Origin of the sequence: Kitasatospora sp. NPDC050463 (genome assembly GCF_040655255.1) — a bacterium.
Lineage (GTDB): Bacteria > Actinomycetota > Actinomycetes > Streptomycetales > Streptomycetaceae > Kitasatospora.
In genome coordinates, this window is the sequence record NZ_JBFAJO010000087.1 from 1 (window position 1) to 24,346 (window position 24,346).

Annotated in this window: 14 protein-coding genes and 1 pseudogene; 2 read left to right on the forward strand and 13 right to left on the reverse strand. The window is 73.9% G+C overall.

Annotation, left to right across the window (positions count from 1 at the left end; genetic code table 11):
• A pseudogene (locus tag AB0J08_RS35295) lies at nucleotides 1–97 on the forward strand (ATP-binding protein); the annotation flags it as partial.
• Nucleotides 98–164: 67 nt separating this feature from the next.
• Here AB0J08_RS35295 and cimA read toward each other — a convergent pair.
• The 4 genes from cimA to AB0J08_RS35315 all read right to left on the reverse strand — a co-directional run bounded on the left by cimA (nucleotide 165) and on the right by AB0J08_RS35315 (nucleotide 4,759).
• Nucleotides 165–1,790, reverse strand: coding sequence for a citramalate synthase (gene cimA / locus AB0J08_RS35300; protein ID WP_360642270.1), 1,626 nt, complete (start codon nucleotides 1,788–1,790; stop codon nucleotides 165–167).
• Nucleotides 1,791–2,157: 367 nt separating this feature from the next.
• Entirely contained in the window at nucleotides 2,158–3,270 is a 1,113-nt protein-coding gene (locus AB0J08_RS35305) for a branched-chain amino acid aminotransferase (protein WP_360642272.1), read from the reverse strand.
• Between the two features lie 248 nt (nucleotides 3,271–3,518).
• Nucleotides 3,519–4,556 carry a 3-isopropylmalate dehydrogenase gene (locus AB0J08_RS35310; RefSeq protein ID WP_360642274.1) on the reverse strand — a complete coding sequence of 346 codons (1,038 nt, stop codon included), beginning with the start codon at nucleotides 4,554–4,556 and terminating at the stop codon, nucleotides 3,519–3,521.
• A 62-nt stretch (nucleotides 4,557–4,618) separates the two neighbouring features.
• Complete coding sequence (locus tag AB0J08_RS35315) at nucleotides 4,619–4,759, reverse strand: hypothetical protein (protein WP_360642276.1); 141 nt, start codon at nucleotides 4,757–4,759, stop codon at nucleotides 4,619–4,621.
• 166 nt (nucleotides 4,760–4,925) lie between these two features.
• On the opposite strand from AB0J08_RS35315, the gene AB0J08_RS35320 reads away from it, so the two are divergent.
• Nucleotides 4,926–7,433: a YfhO family protein gene (locus AB0J08_RS35320; RefSeq protein WP_360642278.1), complete on the forward strand. Its 2,508-nt coding sequence runs from the start codon at nucleotides 4,926–4,928 to the stop codon at nucleotides 7,431–7,433.
• 65 nt (nucleotides 7,434–7,498) lie between these two features.
• Here the strand turns inward: AB0J08_RS35320 and AB0J08_RS35325 are convergent, their stop codons facing one another.
• The 9 genes from AB0J08_RS35325 to AB0J08_RS35365 all read right to left on the reverse strand — a co-directional run bounded on the left by AB0J08_RS35325 (nucleotide 7,499) and on the right by AB0J08_RS35365 (nucleotide 24,146).
• The gene (locus AB0J08_RS35325; protein ID WP_360642280.1) at nucleotides 7,499–10,864 is read right to left on the reverse strand and encodes a S8 family serine peptidase; all 3,366 of its coding nucleotides are present in this window, start codon (nucleotides 10,862–10,864) and stop codon (nucleotides 7,499–7,501) included.
• A 331-nt stretch (nucleotides 10,865–11,195) separates the two neighbouring features.
• Nucleotides 11,196–11,357, reverse strand: a complete 162-nt coding sequence (locus AB0J08_RS35330) for a hypothetical protein (RefSeq protein ID WP_360642306.1) — start codon at nucleotides 11,355–11,357, stop codon at nucleotides 11,196–11,198.
• Between the two features lie 371 nt (nucleotides 11,358–11,728).
• Nucleotides 11,729–13,315, reverse strand: coding sequence for a phosphoglycerate dehydrogenase (gene serA / locus AB0J08_RS35335; protein WP_360642301.1), 1,587 nt, complete (start codon nucleotides 13,313–13,315; stop codon nucleotides 11,729–11,731).
• A gap of 250 nt (nucleotides 13,316–13,565) precedes the next feature.
• Complete coding sequence (ilvC, locus tag AB0J08_RS35340; protein WP_360642282.1) at nucleotides 13,566–14,564, reverse strand: ketol-acid reductoisomerase; 999 nt, start codon at nucleotides 14,562–14,564, stop codon at nucleotides 13,566–13,568.
• A gap of 102 nt (nucleotides 14,565–14,666) precedes the next feature.
• A complete protein-coding gene (gene ilvN, locus AB0J08_RS35345) occupies nucleotides 14,667–15,191 on the reverse strand; it encodes an acetolactate synthase small subunit (protein WP_360642284.1) in 525 nt (174 codons plus the stop codon).
• Between the two features lie 39 nt (nucleotides 15,192–15,230).
• Nucleotides 15,231–17,084, reverse strand: coding sequence for an acetolactate synthase large subunit (locus AB0J08_RS35350; RefSeq protein WP_360642286.1), 1,854 nt, complete (start codon nucleotides 17,082–17,084; stop codon nucleotides 15,231–15,233).
• A gap of 329 nt (nucleotides 17,085–17,413) precedes the next feature.
• Entirely contained in the window at nucleotides 17,414–20,341 is a 2,928-nt protein-coding gene (locus AB0J08_RS35355; protein WP_360642302.1) for an EAL domain-containing protein, read from the reverse strand.
• 476 nt (nucleotides 20,342–20,817) lie between these two features.
• A complete protein-coding gene (locus tag AB0J08_RS35360; protein WP_360642288.1) occupies nucleotides 20,818–23,856 on the reverse strand; it encodes an AAA family ATPase in 3,039 nt (1,012 codons plus the stop codon).
• Between the two features lie 131 nt (nucleotides 23,857–23,987).
• Complete coding sequence (locus AB0J08_RS35365; RefSeq protein ID WP_360642290.1) at nucleotides 23,988–24,146, reverse strand: hypothetical protein; 159 nt, start codon at nucleotides 24,144–24,146, stop codon at nucleotides 23,988–23,990.
• Between the last annotated feature and the right edge of the window lie 200 nt (nucleotides 24,147–24,346).

Consider the following 24,346-nt stretch of genomic DNA (forward strand, 5'->3'; position numbering starts at 1 on the left):
CACCCCCGTCATCACCCTCGACGCCCGACGACGCGACAGCGCCAAGAGCGCCCTCATCACCCTCGTCGAACACGCCCTCCTCGCCCGCCTGCGGTGAACGAGGCAGCCGCCGAAACGGCGCGGCCCACGGATCCGGGGGTCCGTGGGCCGCGCCGTCGCGGGACTCAGCCGGCGCTCGGCTCCAGACCGGCTCGCAGCAGGCCGTAGGTGTAGGCGTCGTCCAGGGCCAGCCAGGACGCGGCGATCACGTTGTCGGCCACGCCGACGGTGGACCAGCTGGAGGTGCCGTCGGTGGACTCGATCAGCACCCGGGTCTTGGAGCCGGTGCCGTGCTGGCCCTCCAGGATGCGGACCTTGTAGTCGACCAGGTCCAGCGCGGCCAGCTGCGGGTAGATCCGCTCCAGCGCGGTGCGCAGCGCCTTGTCCAGCGCGTCGACCGGGCCGTTGCCCTCACCGGTGGCGATCCGGCGCTCGCCCTTGGCCCAGACCTTGACCGTCGCCTCGTTGCCGGCGAAGCCCTGGGGCCCCTGCTCGCTGATGGTCCGCCAGGACTCCAGGGTGTAGAAGCGCTCGCGGCTGCCGCGCACCTCGTCGCGGAGCAGCAGTTCGAAGGAGGCGTCGGCGGACTCGTAGGTGTAGCCGAGGTTCTCCTGCTCCTTGACCTTGGCGACCACCCGGCCGGCGAGGTCCCGGTCGCTGGAGAGGTCGTAGCCGAGCTCCTTGCCCTTGAGCTCGACCGAGGCCCGGCCGGCCATGTCGGAGACCAGCATCCGCATGGTGTTGCCGACCGTCTCCGGGTCGATGTGCTGGTACAGGTCCGGGTCGACCTTGATCGCGGAGGCGTGCAGGCCGGCCTTGTGCGCGAAGGCGGAGTGGCCGACGTACGGCTGGTGGGTGGAGGGGGTCAGGTTGACCACCTCGGCGACGGCGTGCGAGATCCGGGTCATCTCGGCCAGGCTGCCGGGCGGCAGCACCCGCCGGTCGTACTTGATCTCCAGCGCGCCGACCACCGGGAACAGGTTGGCGTTGCCGACCCGCTCGCCGTAGCCGTTGGCGGTGCACTGCACGTGGGTGGCGCCCGAGTCCACCGCGGCCAGGGTGTTGGCGACGGCGCAGCCGGTGTCGTCCTGGGCGTGGATGCCGATCCGGGCGCCGGGCTTGTAGGTCCGGCAGTCGGCGAGGACGTCGGCGACGATGTCGCGGACGCCGGCCGGCAGCATCCCGCCGTTGGTGTCGCAGAGCACCACCACGTCGGCACCGGCCTCGTGCGCGGCGCGGACCACGGCCAGGGCGTAGGCGCGGTTGGCCTTGTAGCCGTCGAAGAAGTGCTCGCAGTCGATGAACACCCGGCGGTCCTGGGCGCGCAGGTACGCCACGCTGTCCCGGATCATCTCCAGGTTCTCGTCCAGCGTGGTGCGCAGCGCCAGTTCGACGTGCCGGTCGTGGGCCTTGGCGACCAGGGTGACAACCGGCGCGCCGGAGGTCACCAGGGCGGCCAGCTGCGGGTCCTCGGCGGCCTTTCCGCCGGCCCGCCGGGTGGCGCCGAAGGCGACCAGCTGGGCGTTGCGGAGGTCGAGTTCGGCGGCGGCCCGGGCGAAGAACTCGGTGTCCCGCGGGTTGGCGCCGGGCCAGCCGCCCTCGATGAAGCCGACCCCGAACTCGTCCAGGTACCGGGCGATGGTCAGCTTGTCGGCCACCGTGAGGTTGATGCCCTCGCGCTGCGCGCCGTCGCGCAGGGTGGTGTCGAAGACGTGGAAGCTGTCGTCGGTGCGATTGCTGGCCTGGGTCATGGCCCTGGGTCTCCGTTCCGGGAGGTTGGTACTGCTCTGCCGGTTCTGATCCGGCTCCACTGTCCAGCATCCCGCGCGCGCCCGGTGTCGCTCGGCCCCTTGTGGGGGCTCCGGCCGGTCCGGGGTGTGCCGTTCGGGGCGGGCCCAAAAAGCAAAAGACCCCTCGCGGGTGCGAGAGGTCTGCGCGCGGGTCTGGACGCTGGTGTTCGCTCCGCGTCGGGTACTGCGGAAGCGGTCACTGCGGACCGGCGCGCCTGCTGCTAATAATCAGCGAAAGCGAGGACACGCTCGCAGTCTGGCACACCGCCCGGGCTCCGGCCCGGCCGTCTCGCGATCCGAAACGGCGCAGGCCGGAGGCGGTTCAGCATCAGACGATCTTGTGCAGCCAGCCGTGGGTGTCGGGGCGCTGGCCACCCTGGATGGCCAGCAGCGCCCGGCGCAGCTCCATGGTGATCGGGCCCGGCTCGCCGGCGCCGACGGTCCAGTCCCCGCCGCGGGACTTGACGGAGCCGACCGGGGTGATGACGGCGGCGGTGCCGCACGCGAAGACCTCGGTGAGGGTGCCGTCCGCGTTGCCCTGCTTCCACTCCTCGGTGGAGATCTTCCGCTCCTCGACGGCGTAGCCGAGGTCGCCGGCGAGCTGGAGCAGCGAGTCGCGGGTGATGCCGGGCAGCAGCGCGCCGGAGAGCTCCGGGGTGACGATCTTCGCGTCCTCGCCCTCGCCGAAGACGAAGTACAGGTTCATGCCGCCCATCTCCTCGATCCACCGGTGCTCGGCGGCGTCGAGCCAGACGACCTGGTCGCAGCCCTTGGCGGCGGCCTCGGCCTGGGCGACCAGCGAGGCGGCGTAGTTGCCGGCGCACTTGGCGGCGCCGGTGCCGCCCGGCGCCGCGCGCACGTAGTCCTCGGAGAGCCAGACCGAGACCGGCTTGACGCCACCGGAGAAGTAGGCGCCGGCCGGCGAGGCGATGATCATGAAGAGGTAGGAGTTCGCCGGGCGCACGCCCAGGCCGACCTCGGTGGCGAACATGAAGGGCCGCAGGTAGAGGCTCTGCTCCGGCTCGTTCGGGACCCAGTTCTGCTCCTGCTGGACCAGGTGCTCGACGGCCTCGACGAAGGTCTCGATCGGCAGCTCCGGCATCGCCAGGCGGCGGGCCGAGGCCTGGAAGCGGGCGGCGTTCGCCTCCGGGCGGAAGGTCGCGATCGAGCCGTCGGTCTGGCGGTAGGCCTTGAGGCCCTCGAAGATCGACTGCCCGTAGTGCAGCGTCATGTTCGCCGGGTCGATCTCCAGCGGCGCGTACGGCGCCAGCTGGGCGTCGTGCCAGCCCAGGCCCTCGGTCCACCGGATGGTGACCATGTGGTCGGTGAAGATCCGCCCGAAGCCGGGGTTGGCCAGCCGGGCCTCGCGCTCCGCGTCGGACAGCGGGTGCGCGGAGGGCTTGAGGTCGAACGTGATGGGCGCCTGGGTGGGCGTGCTCATGGCTGTGTGTCCTTCACCGTGGGGTTGGTCCGGGCCGCCTCCGTCGGGTGAACGTTTCGGCGAACGAACGCACGACGGCACGGCCCACTGTCGATACTCGCATCCAGAGGGCCGTGCCGAACAGCCACCAGTCCCGGAGAGGGATCGGCAGCCGCGGTTGTGCGCTTGTGCGCCCCGGCCCCTTCGGCCGGAACACCGCTGGTCGGACCCGGCCTGGTGGCCGGATTCCGCGTGTCGGATCCGGCCCGCTACCCGGATACTCGGGCGGCGAGCGCGTCGCCGACCTGGGAGGTGGTCCGGGTGCCGGTGCGCTCGGCCAGGTCCGCCGCGACCGCGGCCTCGACCCCGGCCGCCTCGGCGGCGAAGCCCAGGTGCTCCAGCAGCATGGCGACCGACAGCACCGTGGCGGTCGGGTCGGCCTTGCCCTGACCCGCGATGTCCGGAGCGGAGCCGTGCACGGGCTCGAACATCGACGGGAAGTCGCCGCTCGGGTTGATGTTGCCGCTGGCGGCCAGGCCGATGCCACCGGTGACGGCGGCGGCCAGGTCGGTCAGGATGTCGCCGAACAGGTTGTCGGTGACGATCACGTCGAACCGCTCGGGCTGGGTGACGAAGAAGATGGTCGCCGCGTCGACGTGCAGGTAGTCGGTGGTGACCTCGGGGAACTCCCGGCCGACCTGCTCGAAGATCCGGGTCCACAGGTGACCGGCGTGCACCAGCACGTTGTTCTTGTGGACGAGGGTGAGCTTCTTGCGCGGCCGCGCCTGGGCCCGGCGGTAGGCGTCCCGGACGACCCGCTCGATGCCGTAGGCGGTGTTCAGGCTGACCTCGGTGGCCACCTCGTGCTCGGTCCCGGTGCGCAGCGTGCCGCCGTTGCCGACGTACGGGCCCTCGGTGCCCTCGCGGACGACCACGAAGTCGATCTCGGGGTCGCCGGCCAGCGGCGACTTCACGCCCGGGAAGAGCCGGCCCGGCCGCAGGTTGATGTGGTGGTCGAAGGCGAAGCGCAGCTTCAGCAGCAGCCCGCGCTCCAGCACGCCCGACGGGACGCTCGGGTCACCGATGGCGCCGAGCAGGATCGCGTCGTGGGACTTCAGCTCCGCCAGCACGCTGTCCGGCAGCGTCTCGCCGGTGCGGTGGTAGCGCCGGGCGCCGAGGTCGTACTCGGTGGTCTCCAGCTTCACGTCGGCGGGCAGCGCCGCGCCAAGGACCTTGAGGCCTTCGGCCACCACTTCCTGGCCGATGCCGTCACCGGGAACTACTGCGAGACGAATGGTGCGAGACATGGTCGGACCCTACTCCGCCGTCCCAGGGGGTGACACCTCGCGTCCACTATCCGGACGGCCGATCAGGTGAGGCCGAGGTCGACCGCGAACGGGTGGTCGAGCTTCGGCTGCTCGTGGTGGATACCGGTCGGACCGTAGGACAGGGCGGCCGGATCGAGCTCTCCGGGGGACGGAGCCGGTCCGGGTAACGGCTCCGTGGCCATGGTTCGTCCCGTACGGGCATCCTGACGGGCCCTCTCGGGCTGCTCGGCGCGGTTCGCCCGCACGTCCCTCCCACGAGGGAGCGCGTGAGACCTCGCCCGCGCCGGGGGCGCGCTTATGCTCACCTGCATCCGATCCGGCATTCCTCGCAGAACGGGGCATATCACCATGGCCGAGCGACGGCGGGAGGTGCCGGTCTGCGCCGTGGCGGGCGGCCTGGCCATGGCCGGGTACGCGCTCGCCGCCGAGCTGCGCGGAGCCTGGCCGCCCGGGTCAGCACAGACGGCGGTGCCGTTCCACGCCCAGCTGTGGGACCTCGCGCACGGGCAGGCCGCCGGGGACCTGCTGTTCAACTGGAACAGCGGGTACGGGGCGCCGTTCCTGGCCGACTTCTTCGCCTACCTGATGAACCCGTTCTCCTGGCCGACCGTGCTGCTGCCCCGCACCCAGGGGCAGCTCGCGGTCTTCCTGGTGGCCCTGTTCAGCATCGGCGTGGGCACCGGCCTGATGGCCCACGTGCTGGGCCGGCTGCACGCCGGACCGCGGTGGCTGCGGGCGGTCGCCGCCGTCGGCTACGGGCTCTGCGCCTGGGTGCCGGCCGTCGGCGGGGCGGCCCCGATGTGGCTCTGGGGGCTGGTTTCGCTGCCGCTGCTGGTACTGGCCGGCGACTGGTGCCTGCACGAGCGGCGCTGGGTGGCCGGCACCCTCTGCGTCGCCGTCGCCTGGGCGGGCAACCTCTACACCGCCGCGATGGCCACCATCACGGCCGGCCTGGTGCTGGCGGTACGGCTGGCGGCCGTCCGGCGGCCGGTCAAGGCGGTGGTCCGGGTGACCGGGCGGGCGGTCACCGCGGCCGGCGTCGGGGTACTGATCGCTGCGCCCGTGCTCTTCGTCGCCGTCCGCGCCTCCCAGGAGGCCCAGCCCGAGTCCCCCGTCCAGCCGCTCGGCCCGTCCGGGCTGGGCGGGCACCTGGCCCAGCTGCTGCCCGGCACCCAGAGCGGCCGGCCGCTGCCGGACGTCTCGATCGGCCTGCTGGGCCTGCTGCTGGTCGCCGGGCTGCCGTTCAACCGGCGGGTACGGGCCCGGGAGCGGATCGTCTGGTGCGGGCTGCTGGCGCTGGTGGTGCTGAGCTTCGTCTGGACTCCCACCGTGCTGGTCTGGCACGGCCTGGCCATCCCGGCCGGCGGCCCGTACCGGGTGGCCTTCGTGCTCAGCGGGCTGCTGGTGCTGGCCGGCTGGGTCTCGCTGGCACACCGGCCGGACGCGCCGACGCTGCTCGGCGGCGCCGCGGTGGTCGTCCTGGTGGCCGGGCTCGCGGCGGGGCAGCGCTCGGTGCGGGTGTCCACCTGGGTGCTGCTCGCGGCCGGCGGCGCGGTGCTGCTCACCGCCCTCTGGACGCTGGAGCGCCGGCACACCGACCGGCGGGCGGCCACCGCCGCCACCGCGGTACTGGGCGGCGTGGTACTCGGCGGCGCGGTGTGGTCGGCGTACGCCGCGCTGGGTGTCCCGGCCGCCGGGACGGCCTCCGGCGGCGCCGTCCGGGCCGCCCACGCGGCGCTGCGGCAGTCCGCCGACTGGCCCCGCGGCCGGAGCGACCCCGGGCCGCACTCCTTCGGCCCGAACGACCCGCTGCTGCTCGACGGCCAGGGCGGCGGCTACTCCAGCGGCTACCTGCCCGCCGTCACCGCGCTGCTGCTGCACGACCTGGGTGCCGGCTGGTCCGCCGGCGGCCGGCTGACGCAGAGCGTCACCGACCCGGTCGGGCGGGCCCTGTTCGCCGTCCGGACCCACCTCGCCGACGGGCCGCCGCCGGACGGCTTCACCGTCGTCCGCTCCGCCGCTCCCCCACTGGTCACCGTGCTCCCGGCCGGCGCCGTCCCGGATCCCTCCTCGGTCTGGTCCCGGCAGGAGTCCCTGCTCGGCAGCCGGGTGTACGACGCCCCCGAGCCCGTCCCGGCCGGCGGCCCGGCGCCCGCGGCGCACGGCAGCAGCGGCTGGTCCGTCCCCGCCACCCCGGCCGGCGAGGACGGCACCGCGTTCACGGCGGCCTGCACCCCGGGCGGCACCGCCTACTTCCACGGGGTCTGGTTCGACGGCACGGTGAGCGGCCTCGGTACGACGTACCGCAGCGACGGCGAGCAGCCGACCACCGCCGCGCCGATCCACGAACTCGGGCCGGTGCCCGCCGACGGCCTGGTGCGGGTGGTGCTGCGCGCGGACACCGTCACCCAGGTCCCGGCCCGGCCGATCGGCTGTCTGCGGCCCGGTGCGCTGGAGGCCGCCCTCGCCCGGCTCACCCTGACCGGTGCCCGCTCGGTCTCGGCCGGCGGGCACACCCTGACGGCCGTGCTCCCGCCCGGCAGCACGGGGACGGCACTGCTCGCCGCCCCCGCCACCACCGGGTGGACCTGCGCGGTCGCCGGCGGCGGGTTCGCGCCGCCGCGCGCCGTGCTGGGCATGATCGGCGTCCCGCTCGGCGCCGGCGCGGAACGGATCACCTGCTCGTTCCGCCCGCCCGGCCTCACCGAGGGCCTCCTCCTCTCGCTGGCCGCCGCCGCCGTCGCCGTCCTGACGGCCGTCTTCGGCCGGCTGCGCCACCGCCCCACCCGTACACCGCGCCGGGTACGCCGGGCCGCCGCCGGCCCGGCGACCGGGAGCGGGACCGGAAGCGAGTAGGGCCCGGGCGGGAACGCCGGAGGGCCGCCGCCCCCGTGGGACGGCGACCCTCCGGCGTTCACCGATCAGGGGAGGGCGAGGACCTGCCCCCGCCGGCCGTCCCGGTTGAAGTGGTGGAGCAGGAGCAGCCGGGACGTGTCGCCGTCGACGCGGCGGACGTCCAGGACGGTGCCCGGCGGGAGCGCGGCGGCCACCGCGGTGGGGCCGCCGGGGCCGGTGCGGACGTCCACGGCCGGGTGCAGCACGTCGATGGCGAGGGTCGGCCGGGTGCCGCGCAGACCGACGGCGGAGAGGGCCTCGGCCGGGTCGGGCTTCCCGGTGGTGGCGATGCCGGTCCAGAGCCCGTAGCGGACGGTGCTGTGCCCGGCCGTCACCCCGGGCAGGGCGCTCAGCCGCACCGGCAACACCAGGACGTCGCTGTCCAGCAGCGCGGTGTCGGTGTCGCCCCAGCGGGCGTTCAGCGGCTGGACGCCCAGCTCGGCGCCGCTGCGGGCGTCCACCGCCCGGGCCACCAGGACGTCACTGCCGCGCTGCCGGTCCGCCTTGACGAACACGTCGGTGGCGCCGTCCCCGTCGGTGTCCAGCGAGGCCCGGACGGCGAAGACGCCGACGGGGGTGGCGGCGGGCGCCCAGAGCTGGGCGGCGAGGTAGAGCATGCCCTCCCCGTCGGCGACGGTGGGCGCGTCGGAGGCCGCGCCGACCGCGCGCAGATTGGCCGCCCGGTCGCCGGGGCGCTCCACGCAGACGTCCTGCGGGGCCTGCGGTTCGGTGCTCTCCTCCGGGACGATGCCCGCCCCCGGTCCGACGGCCGCACCGCTGTCGGGCGGGCAGTCGGGCCAGCGGGCGCCCTCGCCGCCCAGTGCGAAGGCGCTGAGCAGTCCGGGCTGCTCGGCCGGCGCCCGGGTGCCGCCGAGGACGACCAGCGCGCCGGCCTTGGTGCCGCGCACCGGCACCGCCGCGCTCAGGTCCGAGGCCGGCCGGGGGGCGGCGAACAGCGGGACCCGCAGCTCGGGCAGGGCGGCGTCCGCGACGGGTGTGAGCAGCAGCCGACCGGAGAGCTCGCCCCGGTAGGTGCGGGCCCGACCGCCCTGTTCGGTGTCGATGGTCGGATCGGGCGTGCGCCCGAGCCGGCCCGGCACGGCGAGGGTGATTCTGACCCGGGCGGTGCCGCCGGCCGGCACCTCGACCCGGTCGGGCGCGATCTCGAAGCGGGCGCCGGGCAGTTCGGTGGCGGCCGCGTAACCGGTGCGGTACACCGCCGCCGCGCCAGAGAGGTTGCGGACCTCGACCTCGCGGACGGCGGCGAGCGGGCCGTCGACGCCCACCGGGCCGAAGGAGACGCCGACGCTGCCCTCCGCCGCGCCGTCGCCCGCCGCGTAGGCGACGACGGGGGTCCGGACGGCGCGGTCCACCTGGGCCCGCCCGGCGCCGGTGCGTTCGGGGCCGTAGACCGGGCCGGTGCCCCCGTCGCCGAGCCAGGTGTCGCCGGCGGTGTTCATCAGCGCGGCCTTGAGCTGCTCGACGGTCCAGTCCGGGTGGGCGGCGCGGACCAGGGCGGCCAGGCCGGCGGCGTGCGGGGTGGCCATCGAGGTGCCGTCCTCGCGCTGGCCCGCACCGCCGCTGCCGGCCTTGGCGGACCAGATGGTCTCGCCCGGGGCCGCGAGGTCGGGCTTGACCACGCCGGGCACGCCGATTCCGCGCGAGGTGAAGTCGGTGAGGGTGTCGGTGCGTTGGGGCTGGTCCTGGGCGACGACGCCGTGCAGCGGGTTGCCGGGGGCCGCCAGCCGGATCCGGACCGGGCCGGCCGCCGCACCCTGGCGCAGCCGTTCCCCGTCGGCCCGGGCGAGCAGCGCGAGCGGGATGCGGTCGTTGCCGGAGACCTCGGCGAGGTGGTCGTCGTCGGCGGCCAGGAGGGCGCCGATCGCGCCCGCGTCGGCGGCGTGGTCGGCCCGCGGGCCGGAGCCGCAGGCCCGCTCGGACTCCCGGGTGCGCCACGCGAGGACGGCGATCCGCCCGGCGAGCCGCTGACGGTCGGCCTCGCCGAACGCCGTGCAGCCGTCCGACTGGTCGACGGGCAGGGCGAGTTCACCGCTGACGTCGGCGGTGGACCAGCCCTGGTAGCGGGCGCTCCAGTGCCCGGGGACGACCCCGGCGAGCGACTCGGGGGCGAGCACGGTGAGGCCGTCGGCGTCACTGTGCGGATCGACCGAGGCGGCGACGGCGATGGCCCGGGCGGCGGTGCCGGGGCTGCCGCCGATGGCGTGGACGTCGCCCTCGTTGCCGGCCGCCGCGACCACCACGGTGCCCAGTTCGGAGAGGTGGTCGACGGCGATCGCGTCGGCGTCGTCGGTGGAGCCGAAGCGGCTGCCGAGGGAGAGGTTGACGACGTCGAGCCGGTCGCCGAGGTCGCCGTCGCCGTCCGGGTCGGCGGCCAGGTCGAGTGCCTGGGCGAGCTGGTCGGTGGCGCCGTCGCAGCCGAACACCCGGATCGCGTACAGCTGGGCGCCGGGCGCGGCGCCGGGGCCCACCGCGAAGCCGGCCGGGTCGAGGCCGGGCCGGTAGGGGCCGGTGTAGGTGTGGCCGTCGGTGGTGACACCGAACCCGGCGGCGGTGCCGGCGACATGCGTGCCGTGGCCGTTGAGCGCGCAGTCGATCGGGTTGTCGTCCGGGTGCGGGTCGGGCTGGTGGTGCGGGGAGGCCGGGTCCGGGTTGTAGTCGTCGCCGACCAGGTCGCGGCCGCCGGCCACCTTGGCGTTGGGGAAGAGTCCGGCGGGCGCGGGCCGGGCGCCGTCCACGGCCTTGAACGCCTCTTCGGTGCCGGGGCCGCCGAAGTCCGCGTGGGTGTAGTCGACGCCGCTGTCGATGATGCCGATCCGCACACCCTGGCCGGTGTTGCCGTCCCCGGCGTCACCGGCCGCCGCGCCCCAGACCTGCGGTGCGCCGGTCAGCGGCACGGAGTGCGCGTTGTCCCGCTGCTTGCGCACGATCGGGTGGACGGCACGGACGCCCGGCAGCGTGCGCAGGGCGGGCAGCCGGTCGGCGGGCACGGTGACGGCGAGGCCGGTGAGCAGGGTGCGGGTGCGGTAGAGCTCCCGGGCGGTGGGCGCGGCTTCGTGGACGGCCTCGGCCAGCCGGTCGAGGGCGCCGGACGCCCGGGCCCGCTGGCCGGCTCCGGCCCGCGCGGCCTCCTGGCGGACGGCCTCCGGGGAGCGCCGGGCGCGCCGGGCCTCGGCGGCCGCCTGCCGCCAGGCCGGACCGGCGGCCTCGGTACCGAGCTCCAGCAGGACGGAGGCCCGGCGGGCGGCGCCGGGTGGCGCGGCCGTCGGTGGGCTGCCGGCCGCCGGGGCGGCGGTGAACAGCGCCGGCCCCGCCAACAGGGCCAGGGTGAGGCCGATCCGGGCGATCGGACGACGGACGGGTGGCTGACGCACTGGGCCCTCTCCCCCGGCAAGGGGAACTGATCCGCACGCCGTGCCGCTGACGCCCGCCCGCGCGGACGCCGATCACCCTTCCGGGGCCCCAAATTAGGATGATCGCGCCGGGCAGTGCGAGCAACTTCCCTCCAACGGGCGCCACGTGCACTCGTCGGAGTGACGCGGCGTCAGGCCGTACGGCCCATTCGGCGGATGAACGCCGGTACCCGAGGGGGGCCGGTCGGCCCAGCGGCGACCGGCCCGGCGGTGGCCCGCCCAGAGACGAACCGCCCAGAGGCGCACCACTCGGAGGCGCACCACTCGGAGGCGACCGCTCAGAGGTGACCGCTCAGAGGTGACCGGTCACGCCGCCGTTGTCACGGCGGTCCAGCGCACGCTGCAGGGCGGCGGCGGCGAACGGGGGCCGCTCGGCCGCACGGCGGCGGCGCGGCGTCCGGGCGGTGGTGGCCGCGGGGGCGGGAGTGGCGTGGCGGTCTGCGGTGGAGGGCATACCGGGCTCCTTGAAACGATTGCGCCGAGGAGGGCACAGAGGGTGGGGAGAGGGGGTGCCGCGCGAAGCGGGTCGCCAGAAGGGTCACGGCGGAGCGGGGGGCACGCCGGGCGGGGATCGCCCGCCCTCGGCGTACGGGCGCACACGGGCCGAACTCCCTGGCTACAGGGGCGGCGCACCGTATGGCTCTTCCACGGTACGACCCGGGCCCTGCCCTGTCTGCACGAATACTTGGATTTCCTAGTATCTGAGACGGGGGTCACCCGGAGCGCCGATCCGGCCCGAAATGCGACAGGGCCCGGACCACCGGCGTGCGGTGGTCCGGGCCCTGCCGGAACGGCTGCCGGGGCTCGGAGCCCCGGCGCGGGCTCTTAGGCGCCCAGGTCGACCGAGCGGGCGAAGCGGGCGCCGATCTCGGCCGCGATCGCCGAGAGCACCTCCTGCGGGATCTGGGTGTCCACGGTGAGGGAGGCGAGCGCGCCGCTGCCGTCGCGGGCCACCTGCATGCCGGCGATGTTGATGCCGGCGTCGCCGAGGTGGCGCCCGAGGACACCGACCACGCCCGGGCGGTCCTCGTACTTGAAGAACGCCATGTGGTCGGTGAGCGCCACGTCCACGTCGAAGGCGTCCACGCCGACGATCTTCTGGGTCTGCTTCGGGCCGGCCAGGGTGCCGGAGATGGCGATCTCGCCGCCGTCCGCCAGGGTGCCACGAACGGTGATCACGTTGCGGTGCTCAAGGCTCTCGCTGGAGGTGGTCAGGCGTACCTCGACACCGCGCTCCTGGGCGAACAGCGGGGCGTTGACGTAGGACACCGTCTCCGCCACCACGTCCTCGAACACGCCCTTGAGGGCGGACAGTTCGAGCACCTTCACGTCGTGCTGGGTGATCTCGCCGCGGACCTCGACGTCGAGCCGGACGGCCACCTCGCCGGCCAGCGCGGTGAAGATCCGGCCGAGCCGCTCGGCCAGCGGCAGGCCCGGGCGGACGTCCTCGGCGATCACGCCGCCCTGGACGTTGACGGCGTCCGGGACGAGCTCGCCGGCCAGCGCCAGGCGCACGGACTTGGCGACCGCGATGCCGGCCTTCTCCTGCGCCTCGTCGGTGGAGGCGCCCAGGTGCGGGGTGGCGACCACGTTGTCGAAGCCGAACAACGGGGAGTCGGTGCACGGCTCCTTGGCGTAGACGTCCAGGCCGGCACCGGCCACCCGGCCGTCGCGCAGGGCGCTCGCCAGCGCGGCCTCGTCCACGATGCCGCCGCGGGCGGCGTTGACGATGCGCACGGTCGGCTTGACCTTGTGCAGGGCCTCGTCGCCGATCAGGCCGATGGTCTCCGGAGTCTTCGGGAGGTGGACGGTGATGAAGTCCGAGATCTCCAGCAGCTCTTCCAGCGAGACCAGCTTGACGCCCATCTGCGCGGCGCGGGCGGCCTGGATGTAGGGGTCGTACGCGACGATCTGCATGCCGAACGCGGACATCCGCTGGGCGACCAGCACACCGATCCGGCCGAGGCCGACGACGCCGAGGACCTTCTCGCTCAGCTCGACACCGGTGTACTTGTTGCGCTTCCACTCGCCCTGCTTCAGCGCGGCGTTGGCCGGCGCGATGTTGCGGGCGACCGAGATCAGCAGGCCGCAGGCCAGCTCGGCGGCGGTGACGATGTTGGAGGTCGGCGCGTTGACGACCATCACGCCGGCCTTGGTGGCCGCGGAGACGTCCACGTTGTCCAGGCCGACGCCGGCCCGGGCGACCACCTTGAGCTTGCGGGCGGCGGCCAGCGCCTCGGCGTCCACCTTGGTGGCGGAGCGGATCAGGATGGCGTCCACATCGGCGATCGCGGTCAGCAGCTCGGTGCGGTCCGCGCCGTTGCAGTGGCGGATCTCGAAGTCGGGGCCGAGGGCGTCGACGGTGGCGGGGGACAGCTCTTCGGCGATCAGTACAACGGCGGTCTTGGTCACAGTGCTCACGACAGTGGTCCTTAACTGTCCGGTTCTCCCCGGCACGTAGGTGGCGTGGAAGGCGGGGGGAAGGTGGCATGCCGCGTAGGTAGACGCACGACGCTGTGGGCCTGACGCGCACTCGGAAGTGTATCGACGGGCTGGGTGCCAGGCTGCTCCCGTCCGGCGAAATCACCCGGACGGGAGCAGCCTAGTTGTACAAGGGCCCTTCAGAATCGGACAGCGCCAAAACCGGGGCGGGCCCGGAGGATCAGGCCTCTTCCTTGACCCAGCTCATCAGCTTGCGGAGCTTCTTGCCGGTGGTCTCCAGCAGGTGGTCCTCGTCGGCCTTCTTGTACTCGTTGTACTTGGGCAGACCGGCCTTGTACTCGGCGATCCAGGTGTTGGCGAAGGTGCCGTCCTGGATCTCGGCGAGGACCTTCTTCATCTCGGCCTTGGTGGCGTCGGTGATGATGCGGGGGCCCGTGACGTAGTCGCCCCACTCGGCGGTCTCGGAGACCGACCAGCGCATCTTCTCCAGGCCGCCCTCGTACATCAGGTCGACGATGAGCTTCAGCTCGTGCAGGCACTCGAAGTAGGCGATCTCCGGCTGGTAACCGGCCTCGACCAGGGTCTCGAACCCGGCCTTCACCAGGGCGGCGGTGCCACCGCAGAGGACGGCCTGCTCACCGAACAGGTCGGTCTCGGTCTCCTCGGTGAAGGTGGTCTTGATGACGCCGGCCTTGGTGGCGCCGATGCCCTTGGCGTAGGACAGCGCGAGTTCGAGGGCCTTGCCGGAGGCGTCCTGCTCGACGGCGACGATCGCGGGGACGCCGCGGCCCTCCTCGTACTGGCGGCGGACCAGGTGGCCCGGGCCCTTCGGGGCGACCATGCAGACGTCGACGTCGGCCGGCGGCTTGATGAAGCCGAAGCGGATGTTCAGGCCGTGGCCGAAGAACAGGGCGTCGCCCGCCTTCAGGTGCGGCGCGATGGACTCGGCGTAGACGTCGGACTGGATCGGGTCCGGCACCAGGATCATGATGACGTCGGCCTCGGCCGCCGCCTCGGCCGGGGTGACGACGCGCAGGCCGGCCTCCTCCGCCTTGGCGCGGGACTTCGAGTCGGCCTTCAGGCCGACCCGGACGTCGGCACCCGAGTCGCGCAGGGACAGCGCGTGGGCGTGGCCCTGGCTGCCGTAGCCGATGACCGCGACCTTGCGGCCCTGGATGATGGACAGGTCGGCGTCGTCTTCGTAGAACAGCTCGGCCACGGGGGCACATCTCCTTGCGTGATGGTCTTGCCGGGTACGTTCCCACGGTACGTGGACCCGGCCGGGGTGTGGGGCAGTGCTTCAGGGGGTGAGACGACCGCGCTACGCGCTGCGGTCGAGGGCGCGCAGCGAGCGGTCGGTGATCGAACGGGCGCCGCGCCCGATGGCGACCAGGCCGGACTGGACCAGCTCCTTGACGCCGTACGGCTCCAGCATCCGGAGCATGGCCTCCAGCTTGTCCGAGCTGCCGGTGGCCTCGATGGTCACCGCGTCGGGGGACACGTCGACCGTCTTGGCGCGGAACAGCTGGACGATCTCGACGATCTGCGACCGCGTCTCGTTGTCGGCGCGGACCTTCACCAGAACCAGTTCCCGCTGGATCGCAGCGGCCTGGTCGAGTTCGACGATCTTTATCACGTTCACGAGCTTGTTGAGCTGCTTGGTGACCTGTTCCAGCGGGAGGTCCTCGACGTTGACCACGATCGTCATCCGGGAGATGTCCGGGTGCTCCGTCGGGCCGACGGCGAGGGAGTCGATGTTGAAGCCCCGACGGGAGAACAGCGAGGCGATGCGGGCGAGCACGCCGGGCTTGTTCTCGACCAGGACGGAGAGGGTGTGCTTGGACATGGGGTCTCTGTTCCCTTGGTCGTTCTGGAGTGTGGGGCTTCAGTCGAGGTCGTCGCCGAAGTCGGGCCGGACGCCCTTGGCGAACTGGATCTCGTCGTTGCTCGTCCCGGCCGCGACCATCGGCCAGACCATGGCGTCCTGGTGGACGATGAAGTCGATGACGACCGGACGGTCGTTGATCTCCATCGCCTGCTTGATCACCGCGTCCAGGTCCTCCGGGCGCTCGCAGCGCAGGCCGACGCAGCCCATCGCCTCGGAGAGCAGCACGAAGTCGGGGATCCGGGTGCCCTGGGCCGGCGGCTCGATGCCGTCGTGGTCCGGGCCGGCGTGCAGCACGGTGTTGGAGTAGCGCTGGTTGTAGAAGAGGGTCTGCCACTGGCGGACCATGCCCAGCGAACCGTTGTTGATGACCGCGACCTTGATCGGGATGTCGTTCAGCGCGCAGGTGACCAGTTCCTGGTTGGTCATCTGGAAGCAGCCGTCGCCGTCGATCGCCCAGACCGCGGTCTCCGGGCGGCCCGCCTTGGCCCCCATCGCGGCCGGCACGGCGTAGCCCATGGTGCCCGCGCCGCCCGAGTTGAGCCAGGTGGCCGGCTTCTCGAACTGGATGAACTGCGAACTCCACATCTGGTGCTGGCCGACGCCCGCGGCGTAGATCGCGTCCGGGCCGACCAGCCGGCCGATCCGCTCGATGACCTGCTGCGGGGAGAGCTGACCGGCGGGGGCCGGCTCGTAGCCCAGCGGGTAGGTCTTCTTCCACTCGTCGAGCTTGACCCACCAGTCCGCGTAGTCGCCGCGGTGGCCGGCGTCGAACTCGGCCTGGACGGCGACGATCAGGTCGGCGAGCACCTCGCGGGCGTCACCGACGATCGGCACGTCGGCCGGGCGGTTCTTGCCGATCTCGGCCGGGTCGATGTCGGCGTGGACGACCTTGGCGTAGGGGGCGAAGCTGTCCAGCTTGCCGGTGACGCGGTCGTCGAAGCGGGCGCCCAGGGTGAACAGCAGGTCCGACTTCTGCAGCGCGGTGACGGCCGGGACGGTGCCGTGCATGCCGGGCATGCCCAGGTGCTGCGGGTGGCTGTCGGGGAAGGCCCCGAGCGCCATCAGCGTGGTGACCACGGGGGCGCCGGTCAGCTCGGCGAGGATCCGCAGTTCGGCCGTGGCGTGTGCCTTGAGCACCCCGCCGCCGACGTACAGCACCGGGCGCTTGGCGCTCACCAGCAGCTTCGCGGCCTCGCGGATCTGCTTGGCGTGCGGCTTGGTGACCGGGCGGTAGCCGGGCAGCGAGGTCTCGGCCGGCCAGCGGAAGGTGGTGGTGGCCTGCAGCGCGTCCTTCGCGATGTCGACCAGCACCGGGCCGGGGCGGCCGGTGGCGGCGATGTGGAACGCCTCGGAGATCACCCGGGGGATCTCGGCCGGGTCGGTGACCAGGAAGTTGTGCTTGGTGATCGGCATCGTGATGCCGCAGATGTCCGCCTCCTGGAAGGCGTCGGTGCCGATCGCCTTGGAGGCGACCTGCCCGGTGATCGCCACCATCGGGACCGAGTCCATGTAGGCGTCGGCGATCGGGGTCACCAGGTTGGTCGCGCCCGGGCCCGAGGTGGCCATGCAGACCCCGACCTTGCCGGTGGCCTGGGCGTAACCGGTGGCGGCGTGACCGGCGCCCTGCTCGTGACGGACCAGGATGTGGCGCACCTTGGTCGAGTCCATCAGCGGGTCGTACGCGGGAAGGATGGCCCCGCCCGGGATACCGAAGACGGTGTCCGCGCCCACGGCCTCCAGCGAGCGGATGAGCGACTGGGCGCCGGTCATGGTCTCGACGACGTGCTGGGGAGCGGGAGCGTGGGCGGCCGGGGTGTCCCCACGGCGGGGGGATGCGGCGTGCTCAGTCATCTGCCTGTCTCTTCTCGGGTTCTGCCGACCCGGGTGGTTGCGGGCCCGGGTGCCGGAGGGTGGGGTCCCACGTGTCGGGCCGATCGCCGGCTCTGCCCCAATCGTCCCTCTTCTCCCTCCGGAATCAGGGGGAATCGGGCGGCCGGGGCCAGTGGTCTTGCGGAGTGGAACAGCGTCAGTGCAACAAAAAACCCCTCGTGCCAAGGGCATGCGAGGGGTGGCGCGTCGGTCTGTCACAAGCGGGCATGGCCCGCTCAGCCGACGCGCCCGCCAAGTACGAGAATTCGGGTGCGCATGGCAACGACCTTCCTCCCGTGCGGGGTCGACTGTCAAGCAGGTGGGACGACAGTCTCGCCATGCGGACCATGCCCCGGACCGGCCACCGCCCGGTGTTCGGGCAGGTCGGAGGGGCTGTGGTGCGGTCCGACACGCCCTCCCCCGGGCTCGCCGCGGCCACCCGTCCGGGTGTCCGTGGCCAGGTACGCGCGCCGCGCGGAGAGCGAGCCGAGCGGCCGCGGCAGCGGGTACGCCCGGCGGGCCAGCGCCCGCCGCAACCGGGTCTCGTCCAGCGGTGGGGCGAAGGCCGAACCCTGGCCCTGCCGGCAGCCCAGCTCCTGGAGGACGGCGACCTGGCGCGGCAGGTCGACCCCCTCGGCGGCGGTGACCAGACCGAGGTCCCGGCCGAGCCGCAGCGCGTGCCCGGCCAGCGTCCGGCCGAGCGCCGACTCGCCGAGGTCCTGGACCAGCGTGCGGTCCAGTTTGAGGCTGTCGAACGGCAGCCTGGCCAGCGCGCCCAGCGAGCCGCTGCCGGCCCCGAAACCGGCCAGCGCGGTCGAGACGCCGAGCCGGCGCAGCGCGGCCAGCCGGCGGCCGAGTTCGTCGGCCAACGCGTCCGGGCCCATCCGGGCCACCTCGACCACCAGCTGGCCGGCCGGCAGCCCGGTGTCGCGCAGCGCCGCGACCACCGCCTCGTACATGCCCGGCGAGCAGAGGCGCTGTGCCGAGAGCCGCACCGACACCGGGACCGGGGCAGTCGCCGACCGGGTCCTGGCCGGCAGCCCGCGCCGCAGCGCGGCGGCCGTCACCGCCTCGTGGATCAGCCAGCGGGTGAAGCGGGTGGCCGCGTCGCCGTGCTCGGCAGAGCGCAGGAACTCGGCGGGGGTGAGCAGCAGGCCCTGCGCCGAGCGCCAGCGGGCCTGGGCCTCGACGCCGGTGACGGTGCCGGTGCCGAGGTCCACCACCGGCTGGTGCAGCAGCGTGAAGCCGCCCTCGCGGACGGCCACCCGCAGCCGCTCCTCCAGTTCGGTGCGGCGCTCCAGGTCGGCCCGCATGGCCGGGGTGTAGAGCACCACCCGGCCCTTGCCCTCGGACTTGGCCCGGTACATCGCGAGGTCGGCGTTGCGCATCAGCTCGTCGGTGGCGGCCCGGGGGTCGGCGGCCGGGCCCCGCTCGGGGGTGCCGAAGGCGATGCCGATGCTGGCCGCGACGCTGAGTTCGGCGCTGCCGATCCAGTACGGCTCGGAGAGGGCGATCCGCAGCCGCTCGGCGAGCTCCTGGACCTGCAGCCGGCCGAGCGGGCCGCAGACCAGCGCCGCGAACTCGTCCCCGCCGAACCGGGCGACGGTGTCCCCGCTCCGCACCGCGCCCTGCAGCCGCCGGGCGGCCTGCACCAGCAGTTCGTCGCCGACCTGGTGGCCGGCACTGTCGTTGACCGCCTTGAAGCCGTCGAGGTCGAGGAAGAGCACGGCGACGCCTGCGCCTGCTCCGCCCTGCTGGCCGCGGGCGGCCAGGGCGGCTCTCAGCCGCTGGGCGAACAACGCCCGGTTGGGCAGGTCGGTGAGCGGGTCGTGGAAGGCGTTGTGCTGCAACTGGGCCTGCAGTATCACGCGTTCGGTGACGTCCCGGCTGTTCAGGATCAGGCCGTCGCGGTACCGGTTGACGGTCGACTCGACGTGCAGCCACTCACCGGTGCCGGAGCTGATCCGGCACTCCACCCGGGCCGCGGACGGTTCGGCGGCGGCCGGCGAGCGGTGCGCGGCGAGCCGGCCCCGGGCCAGGAAGCGGCGGACCTCCGCCAGCACCCGGTCCACGTCCTCGGGGTGGACGAGGTCCAGCAGATTGCCGCCGACCAGCTCCTCCGGATCCCGCCCGTAGACGCCGAGCGCGGCCGGGGAGACGTAGGAGAGCACGCCGTTGGCGCCGGCGATCATGATGACGTCACTGGAGCCCTGCACCAGGGAGCGGAAGTGCGCCTCCTTGTGGGCCAGCTCCTGCGCCAGCGATAGGTTGTCCAGCAGCATCACGCCCTGCCGCAGGATCAACGCCAGGCCGACGGTACAGGCGGCCGACGCCACCACCCGGTCCAACGTCCGCCCGCCGAGGGCGTTGTAGAGGATGCCCGCGGTGCAGACCGCGGCCGCCGCGTACGGGGTGAGCGCGCTGAACGTGGTGGCCACCCGGCGGCGCGGCAGGCCGCCGACCGAGGGGTGCTCGCGCAGCGGCCGGCGCCAGCGCGGCGACCACGGCGCCCAGGCCAGCAGCAGGCTGCCGGCGAACCAGCCGGCGTCCAGCAGCTCCCCGGAGTGGTAGCTGCTGCGCAGGTCCGGCGAGGTGAAGAGGGCGTCGCAGAGCACCGTCACGGCGAGGCCGATCATCGCGGTGTGCACCGCGGCCCGGTTTCCGTCGCGACCGCCGAAGCGCAGCCCGACCACCAGGCTGACCAGCAGGATGTCCAGCACCGGGTAGGCCAGGTTGAGCGCCAGGCGCAGCGGGGAGCCGACTTCGCCGGCGGCGATGCGGCCCAGCGCCAGGCTCCAGCTCAGGGTGAACAGCGAACCGGCCACCAGCCAGCCGTCCAGCAGCAGGCAGAGCCAGCCGGCGGCGCTGCGCGGGCGCTGGGCGAGTACCAGCACACCGGTGATGGCCAGCGGGGCGAACAGCAGGAAGACGTACTCGGCGAGCGAGTCCTGCGGCAGCGGGGTGCGCTCGACCAGTTCGTACCAGCCCCAGGTGCCGTTGCCGAACGCGACGACGAGCGAGGAGAGGCCGAACAGCAGCCAGGCCGGGCGGGCGTGGCCGCCGACCGTGCAGCCGTAGGCGAGACAGGACAGTGCGGCGGCGAGGGCGACCGCAGCCAGACCGAAGTCCCCCATGAAGACGGCCAGTTGGCCCGACCCCCAGCCGAGGGACGCGCCCAGTGCGTAGGCCAGGCAGAGGGCGCCGAGGACGGTGCCCGGCAGGCTTCGGCTGTACAGCAGCCGGCGGACCGGGCCGCGTCGGGCGGACCGGGACAGGTCGGTGTCCGGTACGCCCGACCGTCCGGCTCCGGGCAGCACCGCATCGGTGGAGCTCACTCGGCCTCTCCCCCTCCGGCCCGGGGCCTGGCGCCCCGGCCACGGGCCACCGGCCGCGCACCTGGTGGCCGTACGCGGTGGCCTGGCGCCCCGTCAGGGCGGTGGCCCAGGGGGTGGGCGGCCTGCCGGCCGACGCACCGCACCGATGTTCCCACTCGGGACCCTACACCACTTCGGTCACTCAATGACACGCACACTCAACTTAGAGTAATGGTGAGGGAGTAGGGAAATGCACCTGATTCCGCCGGATCGGGCCGGTTGGCGGGGGCGCGCGAACCGGGGCGCACGCGGCGCGCACGGGAGCACGCCATGGCGTCCGGCGACCACCGGCCGGTCCGGACCGGACCGGTCCGGGCGGTGGTCGCGGGCGACGGTGCGGGTCAGCGGCCGGCCGGCGCCAGATCGTCCGGGAAGAGCCGCAACCGGTGTGCCAGCGCGCCGGCCTCGCCCCGGCCGGTCACCGCCAGCTTGCCGAGGATGTTGGAGACGTGCACGCTCGCGGTCTTCGGCGAGATGTACAGCTCCTCCGCGATCTGCCGGTTGGTACGGCCCCGGGCGAGCAGTCGGAGCACGTCCCGCTCACGGGGGGTGAGGCCGAAGGATTCGCCGACCGGGGCCGGTCCGGCGGGTGCCACGACGCGGGCGGTGAGCGTCAGGCCGGCCCGCTCGGCCAGGCCGGTGATCTCGGCCAGCAGCGCGGTGTCCGACCGCACCCGGGCCAGCGCCCGGGCCTCGCGGAGCAGCGCGGCCCCCGCCTCCCGGTCGCCGGCCAGCACCTGGGCCTCGCCGGCCCGCAGCAGCGCCGCCGCCAGCGGGCCGGGCAGCCCCGGCGGCCGCAGCGCCTCGACGGCGTCGGTCCACCGCGCCGGGGTGTCCAGCCCCTCGGCCCGGGCCAGTTCGGCCTCCAGCAGGCGGGCCCAGCCGTGGTGCAGCGGCGCCTTGGGGTTCAGCCGGGCGGCCACCTCGGCGATCCGGGCCAGTACCCCGGCCCGACCCGGGGCGGCCTCCGGCAGGCCCCGGCTGTCCGCCTCGGCCGCGGCGCCGTCCACCAGCAGCGGGTAGAGCGCGGCCTCGTTCCCCGAGGGCACCGGGCCCCCGATCACGGCGAGCAGTTCGGCCCGGGCCTCCAGCGGGCGGCCACTGCGGGCGGCCACCCGCACCGCGAGCCGGGAGATCGGCACCGAGTGCTGGAACTGGGAGATCCGGTCGGAGGCCCGCGCCTGGGCCAGCATGCCGGCCGCCGAGGCGAGGTCCCCGCGCAGCAGGGCCAGCTCGCCCCGCAGCCGGTCCAGGAACTCGGCGTGACTGCCCGGGTGCTGGGTCCGCTCGGCGCCGGCCAGCAGCTCGGCCGCCTCCTCGGTCCGGCCGAGGTCGAGCAGCGCCTCGGCGAGGTTGCCGAGCAGCAGGGTGCCGATGTTGCGCAGCAGGCCGGTGCCGTCCGCCGTCTCCAGGCCCTCACGGGCGAGCGTCACGGCCTCCTCCGCGCGGCCGAGCGTCTGCAGCAGGCTGGCCAGGTTGTTGAGGCCGCGGAGCACGAGGTCGGGGACGCCGAGTTCGCGGGTGGCGGCGAGCGCCGCGGTCAGCTCGGCGATGGCGGCCTCGGGGTCGTGCTCCAGGTCGTTGCGCAGGGTGCCGAGCGTCATCCGGGCGTGCTGCTCGACGGCGTGCGCCCCCACCTGGCGGGCGATCGCCGCGGCCCGCTCGGCGAGTTCGACGCTCTCCTCGGTGGGGCTGTTGAGCATGGCGATGCCGGCGCTCAGCGCGAACACCTCGGCCTGGACCGCGGACGGCGGCAGGTGCTCGACCAGCCGCCGGGCGTAGGCCGCCTCGTCCTGGTCCTTGGAGCGGTTGAGGTGGCCGAACATCCGGGCCCGGTTCATCCGGAACCAGGCGGCCCGGGCCGGGTCCCTGTTCTCGTCGACCAGCTTGAGCGCCCGCCGGGAGAGGCTCAGCCCGCGCTCGCGGTCGCCGCTGCGCCGGGCGGCGACCACCGCCTCGGCGAGGACGTCGACCAGTTGCAGCCGCTCACAGTCCGTGTCGTGCGTCGCCAGGTCACAGGAACAGGGCGGGTAGGTCTCGGCCCAGTCGTAGGGGCGCAGGGTGTGCGCCAGGACGTCCTCGGAGACCTCGTCCCAGAGCTCCAGAGCACGCTCCAGCATCCGCAGCTGCTCGGCGAAGGCGTTGCGCCGGCGGGCGGCCCGGGCGGCGTCCAGGGCCGTCGGCAGGGCCCGGGCCGGATCGTGCGCGTGGTACCAGTAGTTGGCCAGCCTGGCCGGCCGGACGTCGCAGCCGACCAGGTGCGGCTGCTGCTCCAGGGCGGTGGCGAAGCGGCGGTTGATCCGGTGCCGCTCGCCGGGCAGCAGGTCGTCCGAGACCGCCTCCCGGACCAGGGCGTGCCGGAACCGGTAGCCGTCGCCGTCGGTGTCCGGGCGCAGGATGTTGGCGCCCACGGCCGTGCGCAGCGACTCGATCAGCTGCTCCTCGTCGTCCAGCACCGCGGCCAGCAGCGCGTGTTCGACGTAGGAGCCGCCCTCGGCCGCGATCCGCAGCACCCGCTGGGTCTCCTCGTCCAGCGCCTCGACCCGGACCAGCAGGATGTCCCGCAGCGAGTCGGTGAGCCCGGCCGAGCAGCCGGACTGGAAGGCGGTGGCGAGCTCCTCGACGAAGAACGGGTTGCCCTCGGAGCGGCGGTGGATCCGGTCGACCAGCTGGTGGTCGGGGTCGGCGGTGCCGAGGATGCCGGCCAGCTGCTCGGCCACCTCGCCCGGGCCGAACCGAGCCAGCTCCATCCGCTGGACGGTGCGCAGCCGCTCCAGCTCGGCGAGGAAGGGCCGCAGCGGGTGGCGGCGGTGCAGGTCGTCGGTGCGGTAGGTGGCGACCAGCAGCACGCGGGCCCGGTGCAGGGTGCGGACCAGGTAGGTGAGGAGCTCCCGGGTCGAGCGGTCGGACCAGTGCAGGTCCTCGACGGCGAGCACGAGGGTACGGTCCGTGCCGAGTCGCTCGAACAGCCTCGCGGTGTGCTCGAACAGCCGGGCCCGGCCGTACTCGTCGTTGGGTTCGCCGTCGGCCTCGCCGAAGTCCGGCAGCAGCCGGGCGAGATGGCCCTCGCTGCCGGCGGCGGCGGCCTCCAGTTCGGCGCCCAGCCCCCGGTGCAGCCGGCGCAGCGCGGTGGCCAGCGGCGCGTACGGCAGCCCCTCGGCGCCGACCTCCAGACAGCCGCCGACGGTGGTGACCACGCCCGCGTCCGCGCAGGACTGGCCGAGGAACTCCTCCAGCAGCCGGGTCTTGCCGACGCCCGCCTCGCCGCCGACCAGGACGGTCTGCGGCTTCCCCTCCCCGGCCCGGCGCAGCGCCGCCGTCAGTTCGGTGATCTCGGTGCCACGGCCGACGAAGACGGGACTCACCGATATCTGCTGCATGGAGGCGAGCATGCCATAACCGAGCGGGCCGGGCCGATCTGTTATCCCAGCCCCCGGACGCCCGGAAGGGGAGGCGCTGGATCGCACCTCCCCTTCCATCTCCGTCCCGGCCCCGGCCGGGTGTCGGCCCGTCAGCACTCGGTCAGACGCGCGGCGCGCCGCTCGACACGGATGGCGGGCAGCCGGCGCACGATGCGGCGGCCGGCCTTGGCCTCGCGCACCAGGCGCTCGTGGTCGGCCCGGGCGTGGAGTTCCCGTACCTGCTGCTGGATGAGCTCGTACTCGAACACGGTGTTTCCCCTCGTGGTGGTCTCTCGTTCTGAGGTAAAGACTCCTCCCCCAGAGGGGTGCGCCACATCGGCACCTTGCCCGATGTTCCGGGCGGCCGGCGCCTTAGGAACGGCCGCCGGACACGGCAAAGGCCCGGATCCACCCCACTTAGGGGGTGAATCCGGGCCCTGACCGAACTAAGGCACCTTAGAAAGCCTTA

What these genes read in the sequence shown, in the direction of transcription:
- AB0J08_RS35315 (WP_360642276.1), bottom strand. Translation starts at nt 4,759, where the DNA reads ATGGCCACGGAGCCGTTACCCGGACCGGCTCCGTCCCCCGGAGAGCTC.
- AB0J08_RS35330 (WP_360642306.1), bottom strand. Translation starts at nt 11,357, where the DNA reads ATGCCCTCCACCGCAGACCGCCACGCCACTCCCGCCCCCGCGGCCACC.
- AB0J08_RS35310 (WP_360642274.1), bottom strand. Translation starts at nt 4,556, where the DNA reads ATGTCTCGCACCATTCGTCTCGCAGTAGTTCCCGGTGACGGCATCGGC.
- AB0J08_RS35320 (WP_360642278.1), top strand. Translation starts at nt 4,926, where the DNA reads ATGGCCGAGCGACGGCGGGAGGTGCCGGTCTGCGCCGTGGCGGGCGGC.
- AB0J08_RS35305 (WP_360642272.1), bottom strand. Translation starts at nt 3,270, where the DNA reads ATGAGCACGCCCACCCAGGCGCCCATCACGTTCGACCTCAAGCCCTCC.
- AB0J08_RS35350 (WP_360642286.1), bottom strand. Translation starts at nt 17,084, where the DNA reads ATGACTGAGCACGCCGCATCCCCCCGCCGTGGGGACACCCCGGCCGCC.
- cimA (WP_360642270.1), bottom strand. Translation starts at nt 1,790, where the DNA reads ATGACCCAGGCCAGCAATCGCACCGACGACAGCTTCCACGTCTTCGAC.
- ilvN (WP_360642284.1), bottom strand. Translation starts at nt 15,191, where the DNA reads ATGTCCAAGCACACCCTCTCCGTCCTGGTCGAGAACAAGCCCGGCGTG.
- AB0J08_RS35360 (WP_360642288.1), bottom strand. Translation starts at nt 23,856, where the DNA reads ATGCAGCAGATATCGGTGAGTCCCGTCTTCGTCGGCCGTGGCACCGAG.